Source organism: Idiomarina sp. ST20R2A10 (assembly GCF_051842345.1).
GTDB classification, from domain to species: domain Bacteria; phylum Pseudomonadota; class Gammaproteobacteria; order Enterobacterales; family Alteromonadaceae; genus Idiomarina; species Idiomarina loihiensis.
The window spans coordinates 1-22,875 of record NZ_JBNIEY010000004.1; the positions used below are offsets into that span (position 1 = coordinate 1).

At 49.2% G+C, this 22,875-nt stretch carries 20 protein-coding genes; 5 read left to right on the forward strand and 15 right to left on the reverse strand.

Annotation, left to right across the window (positions count from 1 at the left end):
- Positions 1 to 586 precede the first annotated feature (586 nt).
- A complete protein-coding gene (locus tag ACP7H9_RS07415; protein ID WP_439222492.1) occupies positions 587 to 871 on the forward strand; it encodes a hypothetical protein in 285 nt (94 codons plus the stop codon).
- A 146-nt stretch (positions 872 to 1,017) separates the two neighbouring features.
- Positions 1,018 to 2,226 carry a hypothetical protein gene (locus ACP7H9_RS07420; protein ID WP_439222493.1) on the forward strand — a complete coding sequence of 403 codons (1,209 nt, stop codon included), beginning with the start codon at positions 1,018 to 1,020 and terminating at the stop codon, positions 2,224 to 2,226.
- Between the two features lie 248 nt (positions 2,227 to 2,474).
- Here the strand turns inward: ACP7H9_RS07420 and ACP7H9_RS07425 are convergent, their stop codons facing one another.
- From ACP7H9_RS07425 to ACP7H9_RS07480, 12 genes are all read right to left on the reverse strand, one after another.
- The gene (locus tag ACP7H9_RS07425) at positions 2,475 to 3,656 is read right to left on the reverse strand and encodes an NAD(P)/FAD-dependent oxidoreductase (protein ID WP_439222494.1); all 1,182 of its coding nucleotides are present in this window, start codon (positions 3,654 to 3,656) and stop codon (positions 2,475 to 2,477) included.
- A complete protein-coding gene (locus tag ACP7H9_RS07430) occupies positions 3,656 to 4,147 on the reverse strand; it encodes a peroxiredoxin (RefSeq protein ID WP_439222495.1) in 492 nt (163 codons plus the stop codon). Before ACP7H9_RS07430 ends, ACP7H9_RS07425 begins: the two co-directional genes overlap by 1 nt.
- Positions 4,131 to 4,922 (reverse strand): class I SAM-dependent methyltransferase, encoded by a 792-nt coding sequence (locus tag ACP7H9_RS07435; protein ID WP_439222496.1) that lies wholly within the window; start codon positions 4,920 to 4,922, stop codon positions 4,131 to 4,133. Before ACP7H9_RS07435 ends, ACP7H9_RS07430 begins: the two co-directional genes overlap by 17 nt.
- A complete protein-coding gene (locus ACP7H9_RS07440; protein ID WP_439222497.1) occupies positions 4,919 to 5,371 on the reverse strand; it encodes a GNAT family N-acetyltransferase in 453 nt (150 codons plus the stop codon). The genes ACP7H9_RS07435 and ACP7H9_RS07440 overlap by 4 nt, the downstream gene beginning before the upstream one ends.
- The gene (locus tag ACP7H9_RS07445; RefSeq protein ID WP_439222498.1) at positions 5,368 to 6,240 is read right to left on the reverse strand and encodes a Dam family site-specific DNA-(adenine-N6)-methyltransferase; all 873 of its coding nucleotides are present in this window, start codon (positions 6,238 to 6,240) and stop codon (positions 5,368 to 5,370) included. Before ACP7H9_RS07445 ends, ACP7H9_RS07440 begins: the two co-directional genes overlap by 4 nt.
- Positions 6,241 to 6,321: 81 nt before the next feature.
- On the reverse strand, positions 6,322 to 7,896 hold the full coding sequence (locus ACP7H9_RS07450) for an AAA family ATPase (RefSeq protein WP_439222499.1): 1,575 nt from the start codon (positions 7,894 to 7,896) through the stop codon (positions 6,322 to 6,324).
- 45 nt (positions 7,897 to 7,941) lie between these two features.
- Positions 7,942 to 9,015, reverse strand: coding sequence for a 3-dehydroquinate synthase (aroB, locus tag ACP7H9_RS07455; RefSeq protein ID WP_439222500.1), 1,074 nt, complete (start codon positions 9,013 to 9,015; stop codon positions 7,942 to 7,944).
- A gap of 18 nt (positions 9,016 to 9,033) precedes the next feature.
- Positions 9,034 to 9,567, reverse strand: a complete 534-nt coding sequence (gene aroK / locus ACP7H9_RS07460; RefSeq protein ID WP_011235696.1) for a shikimate kinase AroK — start codon at positions 9,565 to 9,567, stop codon at positions 9,034 to 9,036.
- Between the two features lie 137 nt (positions 9,568 to 9,704).
- Entirely contained in the window at positions 9,705 to 10,988 is a 1,284-nt protein-coding gene (locus tag ACP7H9_RS07465; RefSeq protein WP_439222501.1) for a type IV pilus secretin PilQ, read from the reverse strand.
- The gene (locus ACP7H9_RS07470; protein WP_439222502.1) at positions 10,985 to 11,812 is read right to left on the reverse strand and encodes a hypothetical protein; all 828 of its coding nucleotides are present in this window, start codon (positions 11,810 to 11,812) and stop codon (positions 10,985 to 10,987) included. Before ACP7H9_RS07470 ends, ACP7H9_RS07465 begins: the two co-directional genes overlap by 4 nt.
- On the reverse strand, positions 11,805 to 12,341 hold the full coding sequence (locus ACP7H9_RS07475) for a hypothetical protein (protein WP_439222503.1): 537 nt from the start codon (positions 12,339 to 12,341) through the stop codon (positions 11,805 to 11,807). Before ACP7H9_RS07475 ends, ACP7H9_RS07470 begins: the two co-directional genes overlap by 8 nt.
- Complete coding sequence (locus ACP7H9_RS07480; RefSeq protein WP_439222504.1) at positions 12,329 to 13,153, reverse strand: hypothetical protein; 825 nt, start codon at positions 13,151 to 13,153, stop codon at positions 12,329 to 12,331. Before ACP7H9_RS07480 ends, ACP7H9_RS07475 begins: the two co-directional genes overlap by 13 nt.
- A 178-nt stretch (positions 13,154 to 13,331) precedes the next feature.
- On the opposite strand from ACP7H9_RS07480, the gene ACP7H9_RS07485 reads away from it, so the two are divergent.
- Positions 13,332 to 15,794, forward strand: coding sequence for a penicillin-binding protein 1A (locus ACP7H9_RS07485; RefSeq protein ID WP_439222505.1), 2,463 nt, complete (start codon positions 13,332 to 13,334; stop codon positions 15,792 to 15,794).
- A gap of 35 nt (positions 15,795 to 15,829) precedes the next feature.
- On the opposite strand, the gene ACP7H9_RS07490 is transcribed toward ACP7H9_RS07485, so the two are convergent.
- Positions 15,830 to 18,271 (reverse strand): bifunctional aspartate kinase/homoserine dehydrogenase II, encoded by a 2,442-nt coding sequence (locus ACP7H9_RS07490; RefSeq protein WP_034822772.1) that lies wholly within the window; start codon positions 18,269 to 18,271, stop codon positions 15,830 to 15,832.
- A 174-nt stretch (positions 18,272 to 18,445) separates the two neighbouring features.
- On the opposite strand from ACP7H9_RS07490, the gene metJ reads away from it, so the two are divergent.
- Positions 18,446 to 18,769 carry a met regulon transcriptional regulator MetJ gene (gene metJ, locus ACP7H9_RS07495; RefSeq protein ID WP_011235689.1) on the forward strand — a complete coding sequence of 108 codons (324 nt, stop codon included), beginning with the start codon at positions 18,446 to 18,448 and terminating at the stop codon, positions 18,767 to 18,769.
- Here the strand turns inward: metJ and ACP7H9_RS07500 are convergent.
- Both ACP7H9_RS07500 and rpmE read right to left on the reverse strand, forming a co-directional pair.
- Positions 18,766 to 20,010, reverse strand: coding sequence for a malic enzyme-like NAD(P)-binding protein (locus tag ACP7H9_RS07500; RefSeq protein WP_034822770.1), 1,245 nt, complete (start codon positions 20,008 to 20,010; stop codon positions 18,766 to 18,768). The genes metJ and ACP7H9_RS07500 overlap by 4 nt on opposite strands.
- Positions 20,011 to 20,252: 242 nt before the next feature.
- Complete coding sequence (gene rpmE, locus ACP7H9_RS07505) at positions 20,253 to 20,471, reverse strand: 50S ribosomal protein L31 (RefSeq protein WP_011235687.1); 219 nt, start codon at positions 20,469 to 20,471, stop codon at positions 20,253 to 20,255.
- 167 nt (positions 20,472 to 20,638) lie between these two features.
- Between rpmE and priA the strand changes: the two genes are divergently transcribed.
- Complete coding sequence (priA, locus tag ACP7H9_RS07510; RefSeq protein WP_034822767.1) at positions 20,639 to 22,849, forward strand: primosomal protein N'; 2,211 nt, start codon at positions 20,639 to 20,641, stop codon at positions 22,847 to 22,849.
- Positions 22,850 to 22,875 lie beyond the last annotated feature (26 nt).

The window sequence follows — 22,875 nt, forward strand, 5'->3', positions numbered from 1 at the left end:
ACCTCGTTGGTTAGAACGTGGCGATAAATTAGGCTATCTGCAAAGTGGTGACTAGGCGTGGTTTATGTGACGCTTACATTTTTATTGTTCTTAAAAGAAGTTGTCTCACGGACTTATCCTGTTGAAAAAATTACTAAAACAATAGGTGGTAAACTGAGTATTGTAAACTGATATCGAAAGCTCACGTGGTGTAGAGTAAGCCCAAATAAATGGGCTTGGAACCACTAAATTGGCAGGTGTGGATAAGCCCGGTAACACTAAGTCTGTACGCATCAAAGCGCCTACACATGATGATATGGTCATCATCATCCGTTGCGGGGGCGCGGGATCTGGTCTTGCCTGGTGCGCAATGTCTGCCTACGGCACAAAGCGGATTTTTGCCCCTCAGAATCAGTTAGTCCAATTTATTCGACTCAATGACAGTAACTCTCCCTTGCTCAGCTATTGAGTTATGAAATTAAGTCATTTAATGTCAATTACATAAAGTGCAGTTAAAACTAGAAATTTTGCGTCCACTAAAATGTAATTACGCAAGTTAGACATATAGAAACAATGCACGAACATTAAAATTTACATGGAAGGTCTAATGACAAAAGAAACTCCAAGAAAGCGTGGCTATTTTCTTACGATATTTATCGCCCTATTGGGTACCCTAAGTATTGCAGACTACTTATACGAATATTCATTCCATACCCACGATTTGTTGAAGGGACTTGGGTTCTTACTCGCTGTACCTTCGGCCTATCTATGTCCAAGCGTTTATAGTCTCAAGCAACAGCCTGCTAATATTGATGAACCAACTTGGGCAAAGTACCTTTCATACGTGGGCGTGCTGCTTATCGTTGCTGGTTTTACCCTCCAATGGATATGATTTTTAACCATTCACTTGATCCGAGGACGGCTATAGAGAAGGCCGCCAAAATGGCGTCTTTTGATAATCGATAGATTGTATAGTGGAAGCTAGCAAGTCGTTCTCTCAACTTATAATGTCCTTAGAGTGTAGGAGGATCGAATTGTATGCTTTCTGTACTATACCCTGAAGTTTACCGGTTGATAAAAAGTATACCAGGAGGCTTGATTCCTATTGGAGTTGGTAGTGAAAGAACTCCGATTCTTGTCGTAAAAGTTCCCAAAGAATATATACTTGCAGCGAAGGTCAATGGTCAGTTTAAGATTTACCTGGCGCCGATTAGTTACAAACAAATGGATACTGTTTGTTTAATTAGTGCTTTCTTTGATGATCAGGATGAGCCATTAGTAGTTTCAACTCCCCTTTTGAATGATGAAGTTACTTCTCTTTTTTCTAAACTATTTAGATCAGAAAGGGTAAAAATATTCTTTTTAGATGAACATTCTAGGGAATATTTATCCTATAGCTCTTCAATCTCAGTGACCCAAGAATCGCTTCAACTTTTTGAAGAAAGTGACTTAATGGAACCTATCATAGAGGATTTATTTGCTATACAAAATCTGGGGAGAAACTGGTTTGGAGAAATAGGTGACAAGAATTACCAAGATGCGATCACATTGAGTTTAGATGAGAATCTCTATCCGGAGGATACTGGTGTAATTGATTTACGGAAAGATAACTTGTCTTATGAAGGGGCACAAGGCTTTGAGTTTTCGCGCTTGGAAAGAGAAGAGCCTGGTGATTTTCAGGAGAATGATATTATCAGGTGTCTACAGAGTGTGTTTAGCCCAAATCAAATTTATAAAAGCCCTAGGCGGACATATGATAATGAAGAAGTTTGTGATGTTCTTGTCGTCACTGAAAGTCGGGTATTACTGATCCAGGCAAAAGACAGCCCAAATATCGAGCGTATACTTCGTGCTGAGATGCCTAGAAAGCGTAAAAAGACAGAAAAATCGTTAGATAGTGCACTACGACAAACTAGAGGCTCAATAAGATACTTCAATCGTGAAAGAGCAAAGTTCCAGTTTATTTGCGGAGAGAAAAGTCACCTTATCGATACCGAAAATCTAAGTGTGTATACAGTGGTAATTGTTAAAGAGCTATTTGATGACCAATCAAATGAATATGCTGAAAACGTCTTAGAGTTAAGCAATGACCTTTCGGTAAAATGCGTCCCCTTTGACTACCCTGAATTCTATAATTTTTGTATTAAAATAGCTGGAGAAGAAGCATTCTTTAAAACTCTGGACAACCTACATCGTTATGCATTTGAGAAGCACTATTTCCCCCGCATGCTTTTTCGGCCAAGATAAAATTAGAAAACCTAAAAGCAGAGCTAGTCAAAAGCTTGTTCGATAACTGTATTGACTAGGTTCATTAATTCAGCTTCTTTAAGGGAAAATGCGCCGCCGACTCTCGTAGTTGAAGCGCAAATCTTTGGTGCTGGGGTCAAGTAATATCGACAATAGGTGTCGTTAGCTTAGTCGTTTCAAGTGGTTTATCTGAATAGGTTTTCGCACTACTTTTTCTTACGGGCAAATTATATTGTCTGTTCACACACCTACAACTCCGACCCACAAGCAAACCCACTGCTCCACGCCCACTGAAAGTTAAAGCCTCCCAACCAGCCGGTTACGTCCAGCACTTCGCCAATAAAGTACAGGCCGGGTTGTTTCTGGCTTTCCATGGTTTTGGAGCTGACTTCGTCGACGTTAACGCCACCCAAGGTGACTTCGGCGGTGCGGTAGCCTTCGGTGCCGTTGGGTTTTAGCTGCCAGCGGTTAAGGTTGTCGGCTATGGCCTGAAACTGCGCGTTAGAGGTGTCGGCCAGCTTATTGTTCAGCGGCCATTGGTGGTGCTCTGCTAATGCGGTCACTACGCGCTTGGGGAAGTGTTGCTGCAATACAGTATTGAGCTGAGTTTTGGGTTGTTGCTGCTGTTGCGTTTTCAGCCACTCAAAGGCGTCTAAATCGGGCAACAGGTTAATGGTTACGGCTTCACCGGGTTGCCAGTAGGAAGACACTTGTAAAATGGCCGGTCCGCTGACGCCACGGTGGGTAAACAGCATGGCTTCACGGAAATAACCGTCGTGTGCTTCTGCACTTACGGGTACAGCCACGCCGGAAAGCTCGGCAAAGCGGGCTTTTTCGTCGTCCTGCAGAGTAAAAGGCACTAAGCCAGCGCGTACCGGCACAATAGAATGCCCAAACTGTTCGGCAATTTGATACCCCAGCGGGGTGGCGCCCAATTTGGGCATAGACAACCCACCACAGGCAATAACCAGTTTGTCGCAGCTATAGTCGCCACGGCTGGTTTCAATGCGGTAGTTGTCGTCGTAGTCTACCGACACAATCTCGGTGCGTAGCTGAACCTTGGCGCCGTGTCGGTCGCATTCGCTCATCAGCATGCGGACAATATCTTTGGCGGAGTCGTCGCAAAACAACTGGCCTAAAGTTTTCTCGTGGTAGGCAATGCCGTATTCCGCCACCAGGCCAATAAAGTCCCATTGGGTATAGCGGCTGAGTGCTGACTTGCAAAAATGCGGGTTGGAAGACAAAAAGTTCTCGGGGCCGGAGTACATATTGGTGAAATTGCAGCGGCCGCCGCCGGAAATCAGAATTTTCTTGCCCGCCTGCTTGGCGTGATCCAATACCAGCACCGACTTACCGCGCTGTGCGGCATGGGCGGCGCAATGCAGCCCCGCAGCGCCGGCACCAATAATAATCACATCCCAGTTCGACATTATTTCTGCAATTGCTCCAGTATGTATTCGGCTTTGCTCACTTCGAAGGACTTATCCTCTTCGACAAACACGCCTTTTATCTGGCCGTCGGTAATGATCATAGCGTAGCGCTTAGAACGTATGCCACCGAAGTTGCCGGTGTCCATGCTCAGGCCCATTATCTGGTTGTACGCGCCGTTTCCGTCGGACAATAACCGAACCTTTTCTCCGATCCCTATAGATTCGCCCCAGGCCTTCATAACAAAGGCGTCGTTTACGGCCACACAATTAATGCTCAGAACACCCGCTTCTTTTAATGCTTCGGCGTGTTCTACGTAGCCGGGCAGGTGTTTCTCCGAACAGGTCGGAGTAAATGCGCCAGGCACTGAGAACAGTACGTGTGTGCCTTTGGCAAAAATCTCTGCCGGGTCATAGTTCTGAATGCCAAGATCACCTTTGCTGGTCAGTGAACCTGATGGAATTTTATCGCCTTCTTTAATTTGCTGACTCATGAAAACCTCGTTTTATATAAACATCAAAGCGATGTTTTTTACTCTTAATTTGACTGTTTGGTTCACGCCCGGCCAGAAAAGGTGCGCTGTTGGGGCGCTTAACTACAACTCGGTATTTGGCCAGGGCGAGGGCGGGTTCCAGCAATGTGTCGGCGTCTTCGTCACTGCCAACTAACTGCTGGAACATTTGCATGTCCTTTTTTACTTGCGCCTTTTGCTTGCCGGTTTTTGGATACATGGGGTCTAAATAAACCACGTCGGGCTCTTGAGTATAACCATTACCGGTAAAAAGGTTGTCGGTGCCAATTAACTGCATGCGCTGGCAGGTGTCACCAATAAAGTCGTGTTCCTTCTGGGCTCTGCGTAGGCCATTATCGAGCAGCGCGGCGACAACCGGGTGTCGTTCAATAAGCTGCAGCTCGCAACCTAGCCCGGCTAGTACAAAAGCGTCGCGCCCCAGGCCAGCGGTGCCATCGACAACCGATGGCTTAAACTGCCCACTAACACCAACGGCTTTGGCGATGGCTTCGTTCTTTAACTGCGTGTTCTGAGCACGGTAGGCGGCTTTACCCTGATGAAAGTCCACCACTAAAGGCGACATTTTTTGCGGGCTTTGCAGCCAGTGCAGTGCCAGTACCCCGTCGGTCAGCCAAAGCTGGAAAACGTCATTACCCGTGGTTTCAGACGGGAGTCCCCAGCGCTCGGCAATGGCCTTTGTCGCAACAGTTTCAGCATCGCTGCCTGCAAGAACGGGAACCCGAGCCAAAGTTGTCACTGCGCAGCCTTACGTTGCATATCAATGTGCGGAATATCGTCTTCCAGATACTCTTCGCTAATGGCTTCAAAGCCGAAGCTCTGATAGAACTTCAGCAGATAAACCTGAGCGCCTACCCGAATTGGGGCTTTGGGGGCATACTCTTCAAGATAGTCGATGCTGCGCTGCATAACGTCAACACCCAGTTTTTGGCGGCGCACTTTTTCGTGCGTTATTACCCGGCCGATACGCGAATAACCGGTATCGGCGGTTGCCAGGTATAGCCGGGCGTAGGCGATCATCTCATCGGCATTGTTGCGGGCGTACAAATGTAAGGCCTGCTCATCGGCGCCGTCAGCGTCCAGGTATGGACAGGTTTGCTCCACCACGAACACTTCTTGTCTAAGTTTCAGCAAGTCGTAGAGATCGTGTAGCGAAAGGTCGTTAAATGCTTTTAAATGCCAGTTCATGTGCCTACTTTCTTCAATGAGTTGCTAAGAGAAACTACGTTGCTTTTACTGACTTCGCTATCATACAAGGCGAGCAGTTCGGCGACGGGTTTGCGACCGTCGCCTTTTTGACTGATGCTGCGCGAGACCGACAAGCTACTGATATCGGCGTGCTTGTACAAGGCGCGGGTGAGGTCGGTGTCGTGGTTGCTTATTAGTACCGGAATATGGCGTTTCTTCGCAACCTGTACCGCACGGCGAGCTAACTCGTCCTGATCGGTCAGGCCAAAGCCACCGGTGGCGTAGCTGGTAAAGTTAGAGGTCTGATCCAGCGGTGCGTAGGGCGGATCGCAGTAAATTACATCGCCTTGTCGCGCACGCCGGAAAACTTGCTCAAACGGGCGGCAAATAAACTTAGCTTTGCGCGCTTTCTCGGCAAAATGCTCGAGCTCCTTTTCCGGGAAGTAAGGTTTGCGGTAATCACCAAAGGGCACGTTAAAAATGCCTTTGCTGTTATAGCGACACAGGCCGTTGTAGCCGTGGCGGTTCATATATAAAAAAAGCAAAGAGCGAAAGTAAGGGTCGCTGCTGGCATTAAAGGCGGCGCGCAGGGCGTAATAAGCGTCGGCTTGGTTGTTACGATCAACGAACAGTTTGCGGGCGTCCTGAATAAAAGTTTTCGGACGGCGCTTCACAAACTGATACAGGGTAATGAGATCCTGATTAATGTCGTTCAGCAGGTAGCTGTCGTAGTCGGTATTCAGAAAGACTGAACCGGCGCCCACAAAAGGCTCGATGAGCTTTTTACCTTGCGGCAAGCGTGCTGTTATCGGCTCGATAAGTGAGTACTTACCGCCTGCCCATTTTAAAAATGCCCGATTCTTCTTCATGCGCCGGCCGTTGGTTTATCCTTTGCGGATTGTAACCCAAAGGCTGGGGGATGAAAATTGCTGACTGCGTGATTCGTCCCGCTACTGGCTATTAATGTCGCTTTGTACACTGGAAAACGACTTAGCCCAGGGTTCCATTTGCTGCACTTCAGCTGGCAACTGCGTGGCGGCTGAACGAGCTTGCTCAATGCTAGGGTAGCTGCCAAAAATAACCACATAACGTTGGTCGGCACGCTGGTAAACCTGGGTATTACCGGCTATGCCGTAGTCGTTACGGAAATTGCGCAGTAGCTGCGGGTCGCTAATAATGCTGATTTGCAGCGTATAGTTGCCTGAGCTCTGATCCAGCGCCCATTGGGTCTGGAACGGCAATGCACGCTCCGGTTGAGCTTGCTGCGGTTTTGGCTCAGGTTGTTCTGCCTTAACTTCTGGTTCTGGTTGGGCTACAACAGTATCAATGCCTGCCTCGGCTGCCGACGGCTCGTTAGACTGTCCGACAGGCTCTGCTTCCTGTGGCTGTTGTTTCTTTATGAAACCAAGTGAGATTTCGCCCTCTGATATTTCAGAGGCAGCGACGGTGTTTAATGTACCTAACGCATTGCGGTAAGACGCCGCTAATTCTGCAGGAACCAGTTCTAAAGAACGCTCGGTTAAAGGCTCAAAACTTGGCAGGCTGGCGGCTTGCTCTGTTGCTTCCGGCGCGGCTTCGGTGGCGGTATTAGTGGTTTCTTCGGCAGTTGTTTCTGCCGTTGCCGCTGATTCAGGATTTACTTGCTGCCAGTAGGCGGTTAACTGTTCTTTATTCAAAAAGCCGGCAAAAGCCAGACTAATAACCACTGTAACTAAAATAATGGGCCAAAGGCGCATTTTCCGACGGTTGTTTTGTTCCGGGCTATGTTTTGCTGTGCTCTGCTCGCTGGCTTCTTTACCGTCAGCATTCTCGTCTGTCGTGGTATCGCGATAACGTGCAGCCTGAGTGGTCAGAGTAAATTGCAGACGTTGCTGAATTTCTCCGGGAAACCCATGAATGGAATTTAAAAATTGCTGAATGCGTTCCAGGTTCCAGAAGCTGCGCTGTTTTTCTGGCAATAACGCCTGCACAAAACGTATTTGTTCGTCGTGGTTCAGTGGCTGAACTTCTATCATAGTTGGCCCTTGCACACGCAGGTGTGGTGCCGGACGCTGCTGTTGAGCCCAACGGCTGTCGCCGGTCACAATAATGCTGGTGCGCTGACCAATGGCACTCAGTTGGGTAACGGTAGAAATGCACTCGGCCATAAAGCTTTCGGATAGCTGTTCGCCGTTATCAATAACAACAATGGCGTGCTTTAGCGGGCGCTGGCGTTGAATTTGGCGACTTAACGACTCGTCGTTAATGCTGATAGTACCGAACAGTTGGTTCAGAATTTGCGCGCGGAGGCGGTCATTGGTAGAGCGCTCGTTGGCGCTGATAAAAGCGACTTCAGCGTATTCTGACGCTTGTTCAAGAAAGACTTCAGCAATGGTGGTTTTGCCGCTGCCTTCTTTACCGTGCAGCATAATAAGCGACACGCTCTGCTGGCACTGCTCGTGGAGCTGGTCAATAACCTGCTGTTGGCTCGGTTTGGTTTTTACCGGCGCGGCAACAATATGTTGTGGGCTTGCAAGTGCTTGCATCTGTCTGTTCCTGTCTGTCAGCCGAATAGAGATAACGCGTTGGCGTTAGCAACATTCAGTGATCACAGCAGCAACGGTATTGTGTTCTACAGTACTGACGACTTCAGCCTGACCAATAGCAACCGGAAGAACAAAATGCAGCTGACCATCTTTTACTTTCTTATCGCGCTGCATATAATCTAACCAGTTCTGCCAGGGCATTTGCGGGCCCTTTGTTGGCAAGCTAAGTGCCAGCAGTAAATCTTTAATGCGTCGAAAATCTGACGAATTGAGCCGCTGTGTCACTTCTGACAGCTTAGATGCAATTATAATGCCAGCAGCCACAGCCTCGCCGTGTGTCCATGCGCCGTATTCGGTGGCGGCTTCAATGGCGTGGCCAAAGGTGTGGCCTAAATTCAGCAATGCCCGCAGGCCTTTTTCGCGCTCGTCTAACGCCACAATTTCGGCTTTAATTTCGCAACTGCGTTGAATAGCGTAGGTTAGTGCAGCCGGGTCTTGCTGATTTAATTCTTCGGTATGCTGTTCCAGCCATTGGAAAAAATCGGCGTCGTAGATAACGCCGTATTTTACTATTTCGGCTAAACCGCTTCGGTAGTCCCGTTCAGTAAGGGTTTGCAGGCAGTCAATGTCGATAACCACGGACTTAGGCTGGTAAAAAGCGCCAATCAGGTTTTTGCCCTGAGGGTGATTAACCGCTGTTTTACCGCCCACGGAAGAGTCAACTTGTGACAATAAAGTGGTCGGAATTTGGTAAAAATCGACACCGCGTTGAAAAGTTGACGCCACAAAGCCGGCTAAATCACCTACCACACCGCCGCCTAAGGCAATGATGCCACAGTCGCGGTTAAAGCCTGCGTCTATCAGAATATCCATGGCCTCGGCGTAACTGTCCAGACTTTTGAACTGCTCACCGTCGCGCATTTCAAACACTTTTACCTGATGACCGGCAAGGCTTTTTAATAGCGGCTTAAGGTAATACTGACTAATGGTCGGGTTGGTGATGACCAGCAGTTGTTGATTAAGTTTGTGCGGAAGGCGCTCTACATAATTGGGTAACAGGGCGTTACCAATGTAGATGGTGTAGCTGCGTTCACCTAAAGAGACGTTAACCTCAGCCATGAACGCAGCTCCTGTTACTTACCCAAGACCGTTAATGGACTCAAGCTGTTCGATAATGTCGTTGACCACAAACTTTGCACTTTGCTCATCGGTTTGCACCGTAATGTCGGCAATTTCTTCGTACAAAGGATCGCGCTCTTGTGCCAGTTCTTCAAGCACTTTGCGTGGGTCTTCAGCTTCGGCAATTAGAGGCCGGCGCTTATCACGCTGGGTACGAGCCAACTGCTTCTCGATAGGGGTCTTTAAATACACCACTACACCCCGAGCCGATAACCTGTTACGGCTTTCTTTGCTCATGACCGAGCCGCCACCTGTCGCTAAGACGATGCCCATGTTTTCGGTAAGCTCTTCGATCACTTTTTCTTCGCGTGCACGAAAGCCTTCTTCACCTTCAAGCTCGAACACCCAACTGATTTCAGCACCTGTCCGGCGCTCAATTTCAGAATCTGAGTCGTAGAACTCTAAATGTAATTGTCTGGCGATTTGACGGCCAATCGTACTTTTGCCAGCCCCCATGGGCCCAACAAGAAAAATATTACGTTTCTCAGCCATATTCCTGCTTACATCATTGGTTAAAATTAGCTGTAACTCACGAATCCGGAGTGTCTGGAGACGTCCCCCAACCCAACGAAAAGAAGCGCGATTATCGCAACTTGAGCCCACTTTAGCAATAGTAATCGGCTTTTGGACTAACTTTGTGGCAATATCGTTGGTGTTACAAAAATCATAAGTTCCCGCTTTTCATCGCGTTGCTGCTGATGAGAGAACAATTTTCCGATTAACGGCAGCGACCCTAAGATGGGGACGCGACTGTCATCATTCAAGTTATGTTCCTGAAAGATCCCGCCCAGAACGATAGTTTCGCCATTTTTTGCCAGCACCCGGGTCGACATTTCCTGAGTGTCGATAGCAACAGCGGGGCCGGTTGGGGTGGCAACGGTATCGCCGCGGGTGTTCTGAGTAATGGTCAGTTCCATTAAAACATGGTTATTGGGGGTAATTTGCGGTGTAACGCTTAAGCCCATAACCGCTTTTTTAAACTGCACGGCGGTAGCACCATGTGCGGCGGTTTCTACATAAGGTATTTCGGTGCCCTGCTCTATGTAGGCGGGCTGTTGGTTCGACGTGAAAATTTTCGGGCTGGTAATAATTTCTGCTTTGTTCTCCTGCTCCAGCGCGGTCAGTTCAAGATCCAGCAGAATATCGTCACTCAGCCGCGCTAAATTGGCAGAAAATGTGCCGGCGGGTGCGGCGGTAGGCAAGTCTACCTGCATGCCTTTAACAAAACTGCCTGCGTCTTCGGGTATTGCCAGACCGTATTCCGAAACGCCCCAACGAATGCCCAGCTCTTTACTGACATTCGCTTTTACGGTGACCATGCGGGCTTCAATAAGCACCTGTTTAACCGGAACGTCTAAGTCATTAACTAACTGACGTATGGAGTCCAGTTGCTCAGATGTGTCCCTTACTATAAGTGTATTGGTACGTTCATCGACACTAACCGCTCCGTTTGGTGACAGAAAGCTCTGCTGCTCGTTTTTTAACAGCTTGGCTAAGTCGCTGGCTTTTGCAAAGTTAACGCTGAGTAAAATAGAGCGATACTCGCTGCTATCTTTGGTTTGTCGGCTGGCAACATCGATGCGCAGCATAGAGCCCTGCGGGCGAATAGCGAGATTATGGCTCTCAATTAACGTAGCAAATGCGTCCTGCCATGCCACACCGTTCAACTTCAGACTGGACTCACCCTTCACGTTTTCAGTCATCAATATATTCAGCTGATGCTGATCTGCCAATAATTGTATGAGGTCGCGCAGCGGCATTTTACGGGTGTTGAGCGACACCGGTTGTAAGCGCTGCTGTTCGGTAAGCAGGCTTTGCCAGTTCTTGTCGGCTGCATAGACTGGCGACACGGGCTGGAAACTCAGAGTAACCAGCAGCAAAAAGACATAAAAAGAGAGTCGTGTTGGTATCATTGTGAGGAATTGTCCTTAGTTAAATGGAGTTTCAACGGCTTTGCTGACCAGCATCCCGCTTGCTTTTGCCAAAGCTGAAATTCGGCGTATTCGCCGTTAACACCTTGCAGTTGCATGAGCGGGTCAGCTATCCAGCGACTTTCGGCGAGTGTCAGCAGTGGTTGATTCGGTATTTTCAGCAGGGCTTTTCTAACCGGAGAGGTTTGAGTGGCAATTAACTGCACCAGCGACCAGTCACTAATGCGAATGTCGCTTTGTATTTCAGGTTTGCCCAAACACTCGATAGGCTCTGCGATAACGTCCGGAAAGTCTGATTCAAACAACGAATGAGCGCTAACTTCTGAGGATGCGGGGCTGTCAGCTGATAACCAGAGAAATTGCCAGTTTAATTTGCCGTTGTTTTCCCTGGCGTCCCGCCACTTTAGCGTTTGCGTAAGTGGAAACGGTTGTCGCATTTCCTGCTGCGCTTGCATGACAGAAGCGACCAACCGCAACGCGTTGTGGTAAGTTCCGTTCACACCAACCAGCCACTGCTCTGCGTTTTCCGGGCTTTGTTGATAATAAAGGTCAACATTATGCTGCCTTGCCGCCTGCGTTAATAAAGTGGAGACTTCCGTTTCTGGCTGCTCCTTCAAAACTGGCCCGGCTTGCTCCGGAACCTCAGGAACGGTCTGCTGCAGTTGTTTCTGTTGTGTCCGAAGCTGCTCGTTTAGCTGGCTCGCCTGGTAGCTTGTAAGAAAGTAACTGGCGCCAATAGCTGTCACCGTGAAAAGCACAACAACGCCGACCCATAGCCAGAGTGGTTTTTTAAGTGATTCAGCCATTAGGTTCAGCTCCGCTGTCCGCGTTTTTCTGAGGACTTGTGTAGGAGAACACCACACCTTGCTGAGGCAATAGCTGCTGCTTTAGTCCGGGTTTTATTAACTGCTTTTCCAGCCATAAATACTGTTCATTAACCTGCTGTATCTGCCGGTAGATGGCGGTGATTTTCATTTGTGACTGGCTAAGGGAAAGCTCGCGCTGCTGCAGTTGGTGCTGTGTTCGCTCAAGCAGAGCGTAAAATGCGTTGAGCATCTCGTGGCTAGTATGCTTTTGTTGGGTAAAGGCTTTTTGCAACTGTTGCTGTTCTTGGTATTGCTCCCACCGTTGTTGCTGAACGCTATGCTCTCTCAGAGCCAGCTTTTGCTCCGCCAGCTGATGCTTTAAGTTGCTCAGGTAACCCTCATAAGAAATGACCCATTGCACAGATAAAATACTGACAATAAGCAGCAGGAGAATACCCAGACAATGCAGCCCGCGGTAGCGCAACCATAGGCTTTGCTCCCGCCACTGCAACAGGTTTAGCGATGCCATTGACTGAACCCCCGCAAAGCTAAACCCAGCAGTACTAACTCGTTGTCCAGAGCTGAAACAATGGGGGCAACGTTGTTCTGGAAAAAGGGTGCCGTAGAAAGCACCAGATGCTTCAGTTGTTGCTGATGAGAAAGTTCCCGTTCAAGTTGCGACTGAATGGCTTTATCGCCAAAACTCATTACCCAACTGAATTGATGAGAAGGCTGGGTCTTAAGCAAAAAGCTCACTAAATTTTTGGTGTCGACAGAGTCCAGCCGCTGAAAGACGCCGTTTTTACAATAAAGCAAAATGGATTGTTGTTGACGAAGCTCAACGACTACCCACGCCATGTTGGTTTCGAACTCGGTATTGTCAGGCCAAAGGTAAGGCAAAACCGCATTAGCTGCCCGTACTACTGACTGATAAACGGGTTCAACCACCTGCACCGGCATTTTCAGTGGTGCCAGTAATACTAATAAATGCTCCAGCGCTGAGCGCTGGCCAATAACTGCTTCGGCTTCCTTCCCATGGCTGTGGGTGAAATAGTCGTAACTTATGCCGGTATTGCGTTTTAACTGGGGCGGTAACTTGTCCAGTAATTGCTCTTCAACCTGCTGGTTATTGTCTAACGGAATTTTCTGATAGTGGGTTGCGCTGTAGTCCAGTGCCGAGACAATACTGTCTGGTTTTAAGCCCTTGTCGGTTAAGCTGCTCTGGTGCTGCTGAGAAAAATGTTCGACAACAAAATGCCGACCCCGGCGGGACAATTGTAAAACCAGACAATTTTCACGATTAATTTGCACAGCAAGTGGTTGTTGCCGAAGTAATGACATTAGACAATATCCTTATTGTAGAAAAGCCAGATGCAAGCGTAGTGTTGTGAACAAAAATCCTCCATAATAGTCAGTAAGAGTTATGAGCTAATTTATGTCGGTGATTTCGGTTTCAACACTTTGGCGTGTTTCTGAAGTAAGTTCTGACGTAATAAAAATGAAGTCATGGAGCAGATAATTGAAGTGGTTTAAGCGGCTAATCTACACCTTGCTGGTGTGTATTATTCTTGGCGGGGTAACGGTTGGCAGCCTTTACTTTTATGTAAAACCGGAGCTACCCAGTGTGGAAACCTTGCGGGAGGTGCGTCTGCAGACTCCTATGCAGGTGTTTACTGCCGATGGTGAGTTGATTTCGCAATTTGGTGAAAAGCGCCGAATTCCGGTAAAATTGGAAGACGTACCTCAACCACTTATTGACGCCTTTCTCGCTACCGAAGACAGTCGCTTTTATCAGCACTTTGGGGTTGATCCTATCGGTGTTGCCCGTGCCTTTAGCGTGTTGCTCACCACCGGTGAAATTCAGGAAGGAGCCAGTACCATTACCATGCAGCTGGCGCGAAACTTCTTCTTAAGCTTTGACCGTGCCTGGATGCGCAAGGTGAAGGAATCCTTTATTGCGGTTCACATTGAACAGCTGCTGAGCAAAGATGAAATTCTTGAGCTTTACTTAAATAAAATTACCTTTGGTCACCGTGCCCATGGTGTCGGTGCTGCTGCACAAGTGTATTACGGTAAGCCGCTAAGCGAACTGACGCTGGCGCAAATGGCAACTATTGCCGGTTTGCCTAAGGCGCCATCCAACCTGAATCCTATTTCAAACCCCATTGCCTCCAAAGCGCGTCGCCGCGTTGTGTTATTACGCATGCTGGATGAAAAGAAGATTACTCGCGCAGAGTTTGAAGAAGCCGCTAATGCGCCCGTTACAGCCCGTCGACACGGTGCCGAAGTGACAGTTAATGCGCCGTATCTGGCGGAAATGGTGCGTCAGGAAATGGTGGATCGTTATGGTGAGGACAAAGCCTATAACGAAGGTTACCGGGTTTACACAACCATAAGAAGTGACGTACAGCTAGCCGCACGTCAGGCTATCTGGGATAACCTGCACAGTTATGATGAACGACACGGTTATCGCGGTCCTGTCAGCATATTGTGGTCTGCAGAGAAAAACGAAGAGCCTGTTAAAGAACCGGCTATACGACAGTATCTGGAGCAACTTCGTGTTATTGGGGCGGTAACGCCGGCGGTTGTAACCGCAGTTAAAGAGCAATCGGCTGAGGTATTAGTTAAGGGCGAGGGCAAATTAACCCTGCCATGGAAAGCGATGCACTGGGCCCGGGAGTATCTGAACGAGGAACGTCAGGGCCCGCCACCGGAAACCGCAGATGAAATTATGCAACCGGGTCATGTTATTTGGCTGCGTCGGGTAAATGACAACAGTGAATGGCGCCTGGCGCAAATTCCTGAACCGAGTTCTGCGGTGGTATCCTTGCGCCCGGACGATGGCGCTGTTGCCGCTGTTGTGGGCGGTTACAGTTTCCAGTTAAGCCAGTACAACCGTGCGTTGCAGGCAGAGCGTCAGGTAGGTTCTAATATTAAACCTTTGATTTACTCAGCTGCCTTTGAAGAAGGTTTAACTCTGGCTACGCTGGTGAATGATGCGCCCATTAACCAGTGGAACTCGGGCTCTGGCATAGCCTGGCGGCCAAAAAACTCACCCGAAGTCTATGAAGGCCCTATTCGCTTGCGTAAGGCGCTGGCGAAGTCCAAGAACGTGGTTTCGGTGCGCTTAATTCGCGAACTGGGGGTTAAAAAAGTAGCGGACCATTTGGCGAAGTTTGGTCTGGATCGCTCAAAAATTCCTGAAAACGAATCGCTTTCTCTGGGTTCGTTGTCAATGACCCCCATGCAAGTGGCTCGTGCTTATGCGGCGTTCTCGAACGGCGGTTTTCTGGTAGAGCCATACTTTATCAAACGCATTGAAGACGCCGACGGCAATGTGATTGAGGAAACCGACCCGGTGCGCGCCTGTTTTGACTGTGACAATCAGGCTCCGCAGGTTATTAGCGAGCAAAATGCGTTTCTGGTTGAACAGGCAATGAACTCGGCAGTGTGGGGCGGCGGCAGCTGGCCAAATGGCACTGGCTGGAACGGTACCTCGTGGCGCATTCAGCGCTCTAAACCTATTACTGAAGCCGTAGGCCGCAATATTGCCGGTAAAACCGGTACCACTAACGATGTTCGTGATACTTGGTTCTCAGGTTTTACATCGGATCTTGCGACGACTGTCTGGGTGGGTTTTGATGATGTTTCGCGTAAGCTGGGACGCACGTCGAAGCATCCTGAAGTCGACTCCAGTCAGCAGGCAATAACTGGCGGTGAAGCGGGTGCGAAAACGGCGCTGCCGGGCTGGATCCTGTTTATGGAAAAAGCACTGCCTCTGTTTCCGTCTCGCGACTTCGGCATTCCGCCGGGAGTGGTGAATGTTCGTATCGACTTAGAAAGCGGGAAGTTGTCGCACAAAAGCGATCACACAACGCGGTTTGAATATTTTATACGTGGCACTGAGCCTACTGAATACAGTCGCGACAACGGTCAGTCGAACGGCGACATCTTTGAAGACGATGACGACGACTTATTCTAAACAGCTAAGATCGGCGTAATAAAAGCAGGGGAGCGTTAAGCTCCCACTGCCAGTTTACTCAGTAACTGATTGAGATCCGATTGCACGCCGCCAGCAGTAACGTGTTTACCCGCACCAGGTCCGCTAATAACTAATGGCATTTCGGAATACCAGTCGGTGTAGATAACGAAAATGTTTTCGCCGGGTATTAAGTTGGCCAGCATGTCGCCTTCCGGAATGTACTCAATACCAACCTGAGCAGTAACTCTTTGTTCGTCGCTGACGGTAAAACTAGCCAGCAGTCTCGGCACTTTGCCGTCTTTAGCAGCTTCGTCCAGCATGGCTGTCATGGGCTCATCAAGTTCCGACAAGCGCTGCATAAATTCGCTAAGTGGTAAGTCACGTAAGTGCTCCGGCACCAAACTTTTTACTTCAATGTCCTGCCAGTCCAGTTTTAACCCAATTTCGCGTGCCAGAATCAATAATTTACGGACTAAGTCCTGACAGGATAAATCTTCACGAGGATCAGGTTCGCTGTAACCTCGCTCTTTGGCTTCTTTCACCAGTGAACTGAAAGTCACACCTTTGGTAAAGTTCTCGAACAGCCAGGACATGGTGCCTGAGAAAATACCGGAAATGCTGCGAATTTCGTCGCCGGAATTACGCAAGTCGTTAATGGCGTAGTTCAGTGGCAGTCCGGCACCAACTGTGGTGTTGTACAGCCATTCACGCTTGTACTCGTGCTGAATGGTACGAATTTCACGGTACAGCGCTTCGTCGGCGGAGCCCGCGCGTTTGTTGGCACTAATAATGTGCAGGCCGTTTGCGAACAAGCTGGGGTACAGCTGCGCGACTTGTTTGGCGTCGGTTAAATCAATCACCACCAGCTCATCGTATGGCGCATTGGGTAGCTCACGTAACAGTTCCGTGAGTACATAAGGTCGTGCCAGGCGGTCGAAGTCATCTGCCCACTGGGTGAGTTCGACGCCATTGTAATCCAGCCATAAACGCCTTGAGTTGGCTATGCCCATAACCCGCACGTCCATCACCTGATTAATACGGTCACGCTGCTGCCGGAACAGTTCCAGCCAGGCCGTACCAATGTTGCCACGACCAATGACCAGCACGCCCAGGCTGCGACGGTAGTTAAACAATTGGCTATGCAGGCGGTTGAGTAAACGGTTATCAAGCTTTTGCTCCAGAATAGCGACAGCAGAGTCACCATTTTGTGTCAGGGCAAAGCGCCGCACTTTTTGCTCAGAAAGCTGCAGTTTAAAGGTCGAGAACTGGTCGGTTTCCTGAATGCGGTTGCCGACAATGGCCAGCATGGAATACCCGCGAATTTGAGTAATGGCGTCACCGGCGCCCAGACTGTCCAACCAGCCGGTCAGGTAGTCTAAGTGGTTTTGATGAAACACCAGATACTGCTGATGATTTTCCGGCTCGGTCCAGCTGACCAGTGGCTCTAGTTCCAGTTCATCCAGACGTTTCACTAAGGCTTTATCGTGCAGCTCAACCTTAAACAGCACCACTTCAGACAGTGAAGTGAAGACTTTTCCACGAGGTTGGGTATTCTGGAACTGACCAATACGCGTTTGCTGATTTTCTACTTTCAGGCTGGAGCGAACGGAAATGACCATACGCTGACGGTCGACCGGCTGAAAGGTTCTTGGGTGCAGAACTGGGCTGCCAAGGCGCGCCAGTTCTTCAGCCTCGGTCCAGTCTAATGTTGGTAAACTGACTACGCGCTCAACTTTGCGCGGGTCTGCCGAATAAACGCCGGCTACGTCTTTCCAGATAGTAACCTGACGTGTATCCAGCAGACTGCCTACTAAGGTTGCTGAATAGTCACTGCCGTTACGGCCCAACGTTAAACTTTCGCCATTTAAACCGCGGGCAATAAAGCCGGTAACAATAAAGCGGGTGCCCGAGTGAGGAGCTACTCTTTGTAATAGTTTTTCACGAGAATGTTCTACCTGAATAACGGGTTCAGGGGCATCTGCAGCGAGTAAAAAGTCGCGGGCATCAATGTGGTCGGCGCGGGTGCCCTGTTTTTGCAGTAAAGCTGATAACAAGCGGGCAGACCAAAGTTCGCCGTACGACAGTAATTCGGCGTTATGGCTAATGGCTTCGTCGCTGGCTAACCAACGACGCCAGCGGGTGAAGTCTTGTTGTGACTGTTGCAGAAGTTGCTGCTGCAAATTACCGCTTAATAATTCGGTGATCAGCCCTTGCTGAAAACTCTCTAATTGATCTAGCAGAATGCTGGCGGTGTCGCCTGGCTGCGCCTTAGAATTAATAATGGCAAGAATGCGGTTGGTTGTATCTCCGGCTGCGGAAACGACGACTAAGTCGCTGGCACCAGCATACTCGGTTACAATTCGGGCAACGCGGCGATAGCAGAACGCATCAGCAAGACTGCTGCCGCCAAACTTATGCACCTGAACGCTGTCGGCAACGGCTTGCTTTTGCTCTTCTGTGAGCTGAGTTGTTGTCATTCCGCCTTCCTTAACTACTCGCTTGAATTAGGTAACTGCTACTAAGGCTAAAATATTGTCAGGCAAATGTCAGCAACTTTTAGCCATCTAGACGGATAAAATTTGACGGGGTCGTTCATTCGGGTACAATTCATTATAACTTATGTGGTTTTGTTATATAGCGGGACAATAACAATGAAATGGAACGGCGAATATATTTACCCTTATGCTGAACACGGTCGTAAGAGTCAGCAGGTGAAAAAAGTTACGGTCTCAATACCCACGCGCGTGTTAAAAGTACTGACCGATGAACGAACCCGTCGCCAAATTAATAATCTGCGCCATGCTACCAACAGCGAACTGCTGTGTGAGGCGTTTTTACACGCTTTTACCGGTCAGCCGCTGCCGGAAGATGAAGATTTGCAAAAATCTAATCCGAATAAAATCCCCAAAGCGGTGCGCGAAGAGCTAGAAGCCCGGGGATTACCTATTCCGACCGACGAAGAGCTCGACGATTAATCCTGCATATAATTTTTCGGTAAATCGATTTTAGCTGCGCCGGACTTCACCGCAGCTTCGGCAACGGCGCGCGATACCCGTGGGCACAAGCGCGGGTCAATTGGCTTGGGAATAATATAATCACGACCGAAGGTTAACTCTTTGACACCGGCCGCTTTTAATACTGATTCCGGAACAGGCTCTTTCGCCAGCTGGCGAATGGCCTCCACCGCTGCAACCTTCATTTCGTCATTAATAGCAGTAGCGCGCACATCTAATGCACCGCGGAACATAAACGGGAAGCATAAAACGTTGTTCACCTGGTTCGGGTAGTCCGAGCGTCCGGTTCCCATTATCAGGTCATCACGCGCCGCCATAGCGGTTTCTGGTTTAATCTCCGGGTCTGGGTTAGAGCAGGCAAACAGAACCGGGTTAGGCGCCATAAGTTTCAACTCTTCTGCGCTGAGTAAGTTTGGCCCTGAAACCCCCACGAAGATATCGGCACCTTCAATAACGTCTTTTAGTGTCCGTTTGTCGGTGTTGTTGGCAAACAGCTGCTTGTATTCGTTTAAGTCATCGCGACGAGTATGGATAACGCCCTTTGAGTCGAGCATATAAATGTGCTCGCGTTGTGCGCCACATTTAATTAAAAGCTCCATACAGGCAATGGCGGCAGCACCGGCACCAAGACAAACAATGCGAGACTCCGCCAGGTCTTTACCCTGAATTTCCAACGCATTAAGCATACCTGCGGCCGTCACAATGGCAGTACCGTGCTGATCATCGTGGAATACCGGTACATTGCAGCGCTCTATTAACGCCTGTTCTATTTCGAAACATTCAGGCGCTTTAATGTCTTCTAAGTTGATGCCACCAAAGGTATCGGCAATGTTAGCAACGGTATTGATAAAGTCCTGAGTAGTACGATGATTTACTTCAATATCAATAGAATCTAGTCCGGCGAAGCGCTTAAATAGAAGAGCTTTGCCTTCCATTACCGGTTTTGATGCCAGTGGCCCTAAATTGCCCAGACCAAGAATGGCGGTTCCGTTGGTAATAACCGCAACCATATTGCCTTTGGCCGTATAACGGTAAGCCGCGTCCGGGTCCTGAGCAATTTCCCGAACCGGCTCTGCGACGCCCGGGCTGTAGGCCAAAGCTAAATCTTTGCTGGTTTCTGCGGGAGTGGTGAGTTCAACCGAAATTTTACCCGGGGTCGGGTATTCGTGGTAATCCAGTGCCTGTTGGCGAAAATCTGTCATGCGGTGATACCTGAGTCTGGTTATCAGAATGCCAATCAGTCTATCGCTTTTAAGCGAAGAAACAAATCTTACCTCCACCTTTAAAGGCCACTGAGGCGAAGTAAATTTAACGAGTGTTCAAAAGTACACCAGTTAACTTTTCTTTAACAATAGGAGGTTTAGGCGAGCGGGCATAAAAAAAGGCGCTGTTTAGCGCCTTTCTCTTAAAATCTGCTGTTAAGCAGCGTTTTCTATAGGTTTTCTTAGGAATCTTTCTTGCCCAGAGCACCAAAACGCTTCTTAAATTTGTCAACACGACCACCAGTGTCCATTACACGTTGCTTACCAGTGTAGAACGGGTGGCACTCTGAACAGACGTCCAGGTGAAGATCTTCTGAGCGGGTTGAACGCGTTTCGAACGTGTGACCGCAAGAACAGCTGACTTTTAAAGTCTCGTACTTAGGATGAATACCTTGTTTCATGGGGTTACCTCAGTTATGGGCCGCATCGCCATTCGATCCAAAGCCGAACACCATGCGCAAAAAAACATCAATGAATTAAGAGCCGCGCATTTTATGTGATCCTGCGCCTGTGATCAAGCAGAATCTGCTGCCTTGTATTCTGCGCGGTAGCGTTCCAGAATAGAGCCATGAAGCAAGCCAGCACCGGCAGCGAACGACGTTATAAAGTCGCACTGCCGCTACCTCTTCGACAAACCTATGATTATCTGTGCAAAAGTGCCGAGCCACTGCCGCAGGGAGTCCGCGTGCGCGTGCCTTTTGGCCAGCGTCAGCTAGTGGGTTACGTGGTTGCCGAAGCCAGTGACGAACCGCCAACATTTGAACTGAAGTCGGTTGCTTCGGTTCTGGATGAGCAGCGACTGTGGCCGGATGATATCTGGCAGCTGGTGCGCTGGTCGTCGGATTATTACCACCACTCGCTGGGTGACGTTGCTGCGAACAGCCTGCCGGTTCTGTTGCGCAAAGGCGATGCGCCGGAATATCTGACCGAAACTTTTTATGCGTTGACCGACTTAGGCCGGGCGCAGTCCATTAATGATTTAAAAGGGGCTGCAAGACAGCAGCAGGTGCTGGCGGCGCTTAAACATCAGCCGCTCAGACGCAGCGACTTGACCGATATAGGCGTCACCTCAGCCGTGCTTCGTACCTTACAGGATAAAGGCTGGATTGAAGTGCGCGAGCAGGCACCGACTAAGAATCAGGGCTGGCAAAAGCAGTCATCGGTGCTAAAAGAGCAGGGACATGCACTAAATACCGAGCAGGCAGTGGCGGTTTCGACCATTAACCAACAGCAGAAGCACAGTACGTTGTTGCTGGAAGGGGTTACTGGTAGTGGCAAAACCGAAGTGTATTTGCAAGCCATGGAGCCGGTGCTGGCTCGTGGAGAGCAGGTATTGGTGCTGGTACCGGAAATAGGCCTGACTCCACAGACTTTGCAGCGCTTTAAAGAGCGCTTTGACGCGCCGGTGGTGATGCTACATTCCGGGATGAGCGACAGAGAGCGACTGAATACCTGGCTGGACGCAAAGCACGGACATGCGGCAATTATTATCGGCACCCGCTCGGCGGTGTTTACACCCTGTCAGAAACTCGGGCTTATTGTAGTCGATGAAGAACATGACTTGTCCTACAAACAACAGGACGGCTTTCGCTACCACGCTCGGGACATTGCCATTAAACGGGCATCGTTGCTGAATATTCCGCTGGTACTGGGTAGTGCAACGGCCTCGCTGGAAACTTTGAATAACGCGGTCAGCAAGCGTTTTCACTGGCTTAAGTTGGGGCAGCGAGCTGGTGGTGCGCAAATGGTTAAACACGAGCTTATTGACCTGAAGCAGCAGCCCATTAAAGCCGGTGTTTCCAAAGCGTTGCAGGAACAAATTCAGGTAGAAATTGAACGCGGTAATCAGGTACTGCTGTTCCTTAACCGTCGTGGTTTTGCACCGGCGTTAATGTGTCATGAATGTGGCTGGCTGGCGCAGTGTCATCGTTGTGATGCTTATTACACCGTACATAAAGCTCATCACCAGTTGCAGTGTCATCATTGCGGTAGTCAGCAGCGAATACCTAAGCAGTGCGGTTCCTGCGGCTCCACGCACTTAATTTCGCATGGCGTGGGTACCGAACAGTTAGAGCACAGCCTGAAGGAGATGTTTCCGGGCCGCGGAGTGCTGCGCATTGACCGGGACTCCACCCGCCGTAAAGGCCAGTTAGACGACTACCTGCAAAAAGCTACAAATAACGAGTACCCTTTGCTGGTCGGCACGCAGATGTTGGCTAAAGGCCATCACTTTCCGCATGTGACCTTGGTGGCGCTGCTGGATGTTGATGGTGCGCTTTACAGTGCGGATTTCCGGGCAGCAGAGCGTTTAGGACAGCTTTACACTCAGGTGGCTGGTCGCGCCGGGCGGGAGCACAAAGCCGGGAAGGTGGTACTGCAAACTCACCATCCGGAGCACGACTTAATTCAGGACTTACTCAACAACGGCTATTCACATTTCGCGCTGACGGCTTTAGCCGAACGCCAGCAAAGCGAGCTGCCGCCGTTCTCTTATTTGGCGTTGTTTCGTGGCGAAGCAACCGACAGAGACTCGGTGGTACAGGCTATGACCCAAATTCAGCAGCTAATGCCGCAGGTGGAAGGTGCGTTTTTACTGGGGCCGATGCCAGCTTTAATGGAGCGTAAAGCTGGTCGTTACCGCTATCAATTACTGTTACATTGTCAGTCGCGTAAATTGCGTTTTCAGCTTATCGAACACTTGTTGCCGCAGATTAACGCCTTGCCGTTATTGAAAAAAGTGCGCTGGTCACTGGATATTGATCCACAAGACTTCAGCTGATTAACAACTAAGCGGTTTTTTTTATC

What these genes read in the sequence shown, in the direction of transcription:
- ACP7H9_RS07415 (WP_439222492.1), top strand. Translation starts at nt 587, where the DNA reads ATGACAAAAGAAACTCCAAGAAAGCGTGGCTATTTTCTTACGATATTT.
- ACP7H9_RS07420 (WP_439222493.1), top strand. Translation starts at nt 1,018, where the DNA reads ATGCTTTCTGTACTATACCCTGAAGTTTACCGGTTGATAAAAAGTATA.
- ACP7H9_RS07425 (WP_439222494.1), bottom strand. Translation starts at nt 3,656, where the DNA reads ATGTCGAACTGGGATGTGATTATTATTGGTGCCGGCGCTGCGGGGCTG.
- ACP7H9_RS07430 (WP_439222495.1), bottom strand. Translation starts at nt 4,147, where the DNA reads ATGAGTCAGCAAATTAAAGAAGGCGATAAAATTCCATCAGGTTCACTG.
- ACP7H9_RS07440 (WP_439222497.1), bottom strand. Translation starts at nt 5,371, where the DNA reads ATGAACTGGCATTTAAAAGCATTTAACGACCTTTCGCTACACGATCTC.
- ACP7H9_RS07445 (WP_439222498.1), bottom strand. Translation starts at nt 6,240, where the DNA reads ATGAAGAAGAATCGGGCATTTTTAAAATGGGCAGGCGGTAAGTACTCA.
- ACP7H9_RS07450 (WP_439222499.1), bottom strand. Translation starts at nt 7,896, where the DNA reads ATGCAAGCACTTGCAAGCCCACAACATATTGTTGCCGCGCCGGTAAAA.
- aroB (WP_439222500.1), bottom strand. Translation starts at nt 9,015, where the DNA reads ATGGCTGAGGTTAACGTCTCTTTAGGTGAACGCAGCTACACCATCTAC.
- aroK (WP_011235696.1), bottom strand. Translation starts at nt 9,567, where the DNA reads ATGGCTGAGAAACGTAATATTTTTCTTGTTGGGCCCATGGGGGCTGGC.
- ACP7H9_RS07465 (WP_439222501.1), bottom strand. Translation starts at nt 10,988, where the DNA reads ATGATACCAACACGACTCTCTTTTTATGTCTTTTTGCTGCTGGTTACT.
- ACP7H9_RS07470 (WP_439222502.1), bottom strand. Translation starts at nt 11,812, where the DNA reads ATGGCTGAATCACTTAAAAAACCACTCTGGCTATGGGTCGGCGTTGTT.
- ACP7H9_RS07475 (WP_439222503.1), bottom strand. Translation starts at nt 12,341, where the DNA reads ATGGCATCGCTAAACCTGTTGCAGTGGCGGGAGCAAAGCCTATGGTTG.
- ACP7H9_RS07480 (WP_439222504.1), bottom strand. Translation starts at nt 13,153, where the DNA reads ATGTCATTACTTCGGCAACAACCACTTGCTGTGCAAATTAATCGTGAA.
- ACP7H9_RS07490 (WP_034822772.1), bottom strand. Translation starts at nt 18,271, where the DNA reads ATGACAACAACTCAGCTCACAGAAGAGCAAAAGCAAGCCGTTGCCGAC.
- metJ (WP_011235689.1), top strand. Translation starts at nt 18,446, where the DNA reads ATGAAATGGAACGGCGAATATATTTACCCTTATGCTGAACACGGTCGT.
- ACP7H9_RS07500 (WP_034822770.1), bottom strand. Translation starts at nt 20,010, where the DNA reads ATGACAGATTTTCGCCAACAGGCACTGGATTACCACGAATACCCGACC.
- rpmE (WP_011235687.1), bottom strand. Translation starts at nt 20,471, where the DNA reads ATGAAACAAGGTATTCATCCTAAGTACGAGACTTTAAAAGTCAGCTGT.
- priA (WP_034822767.1), top strand. Translation starts at nt 20,639, where the DNA reads ATGAAGCAAGCCAGCACCGGCAGCGAACGACGTTATAAAGTCGCACTG.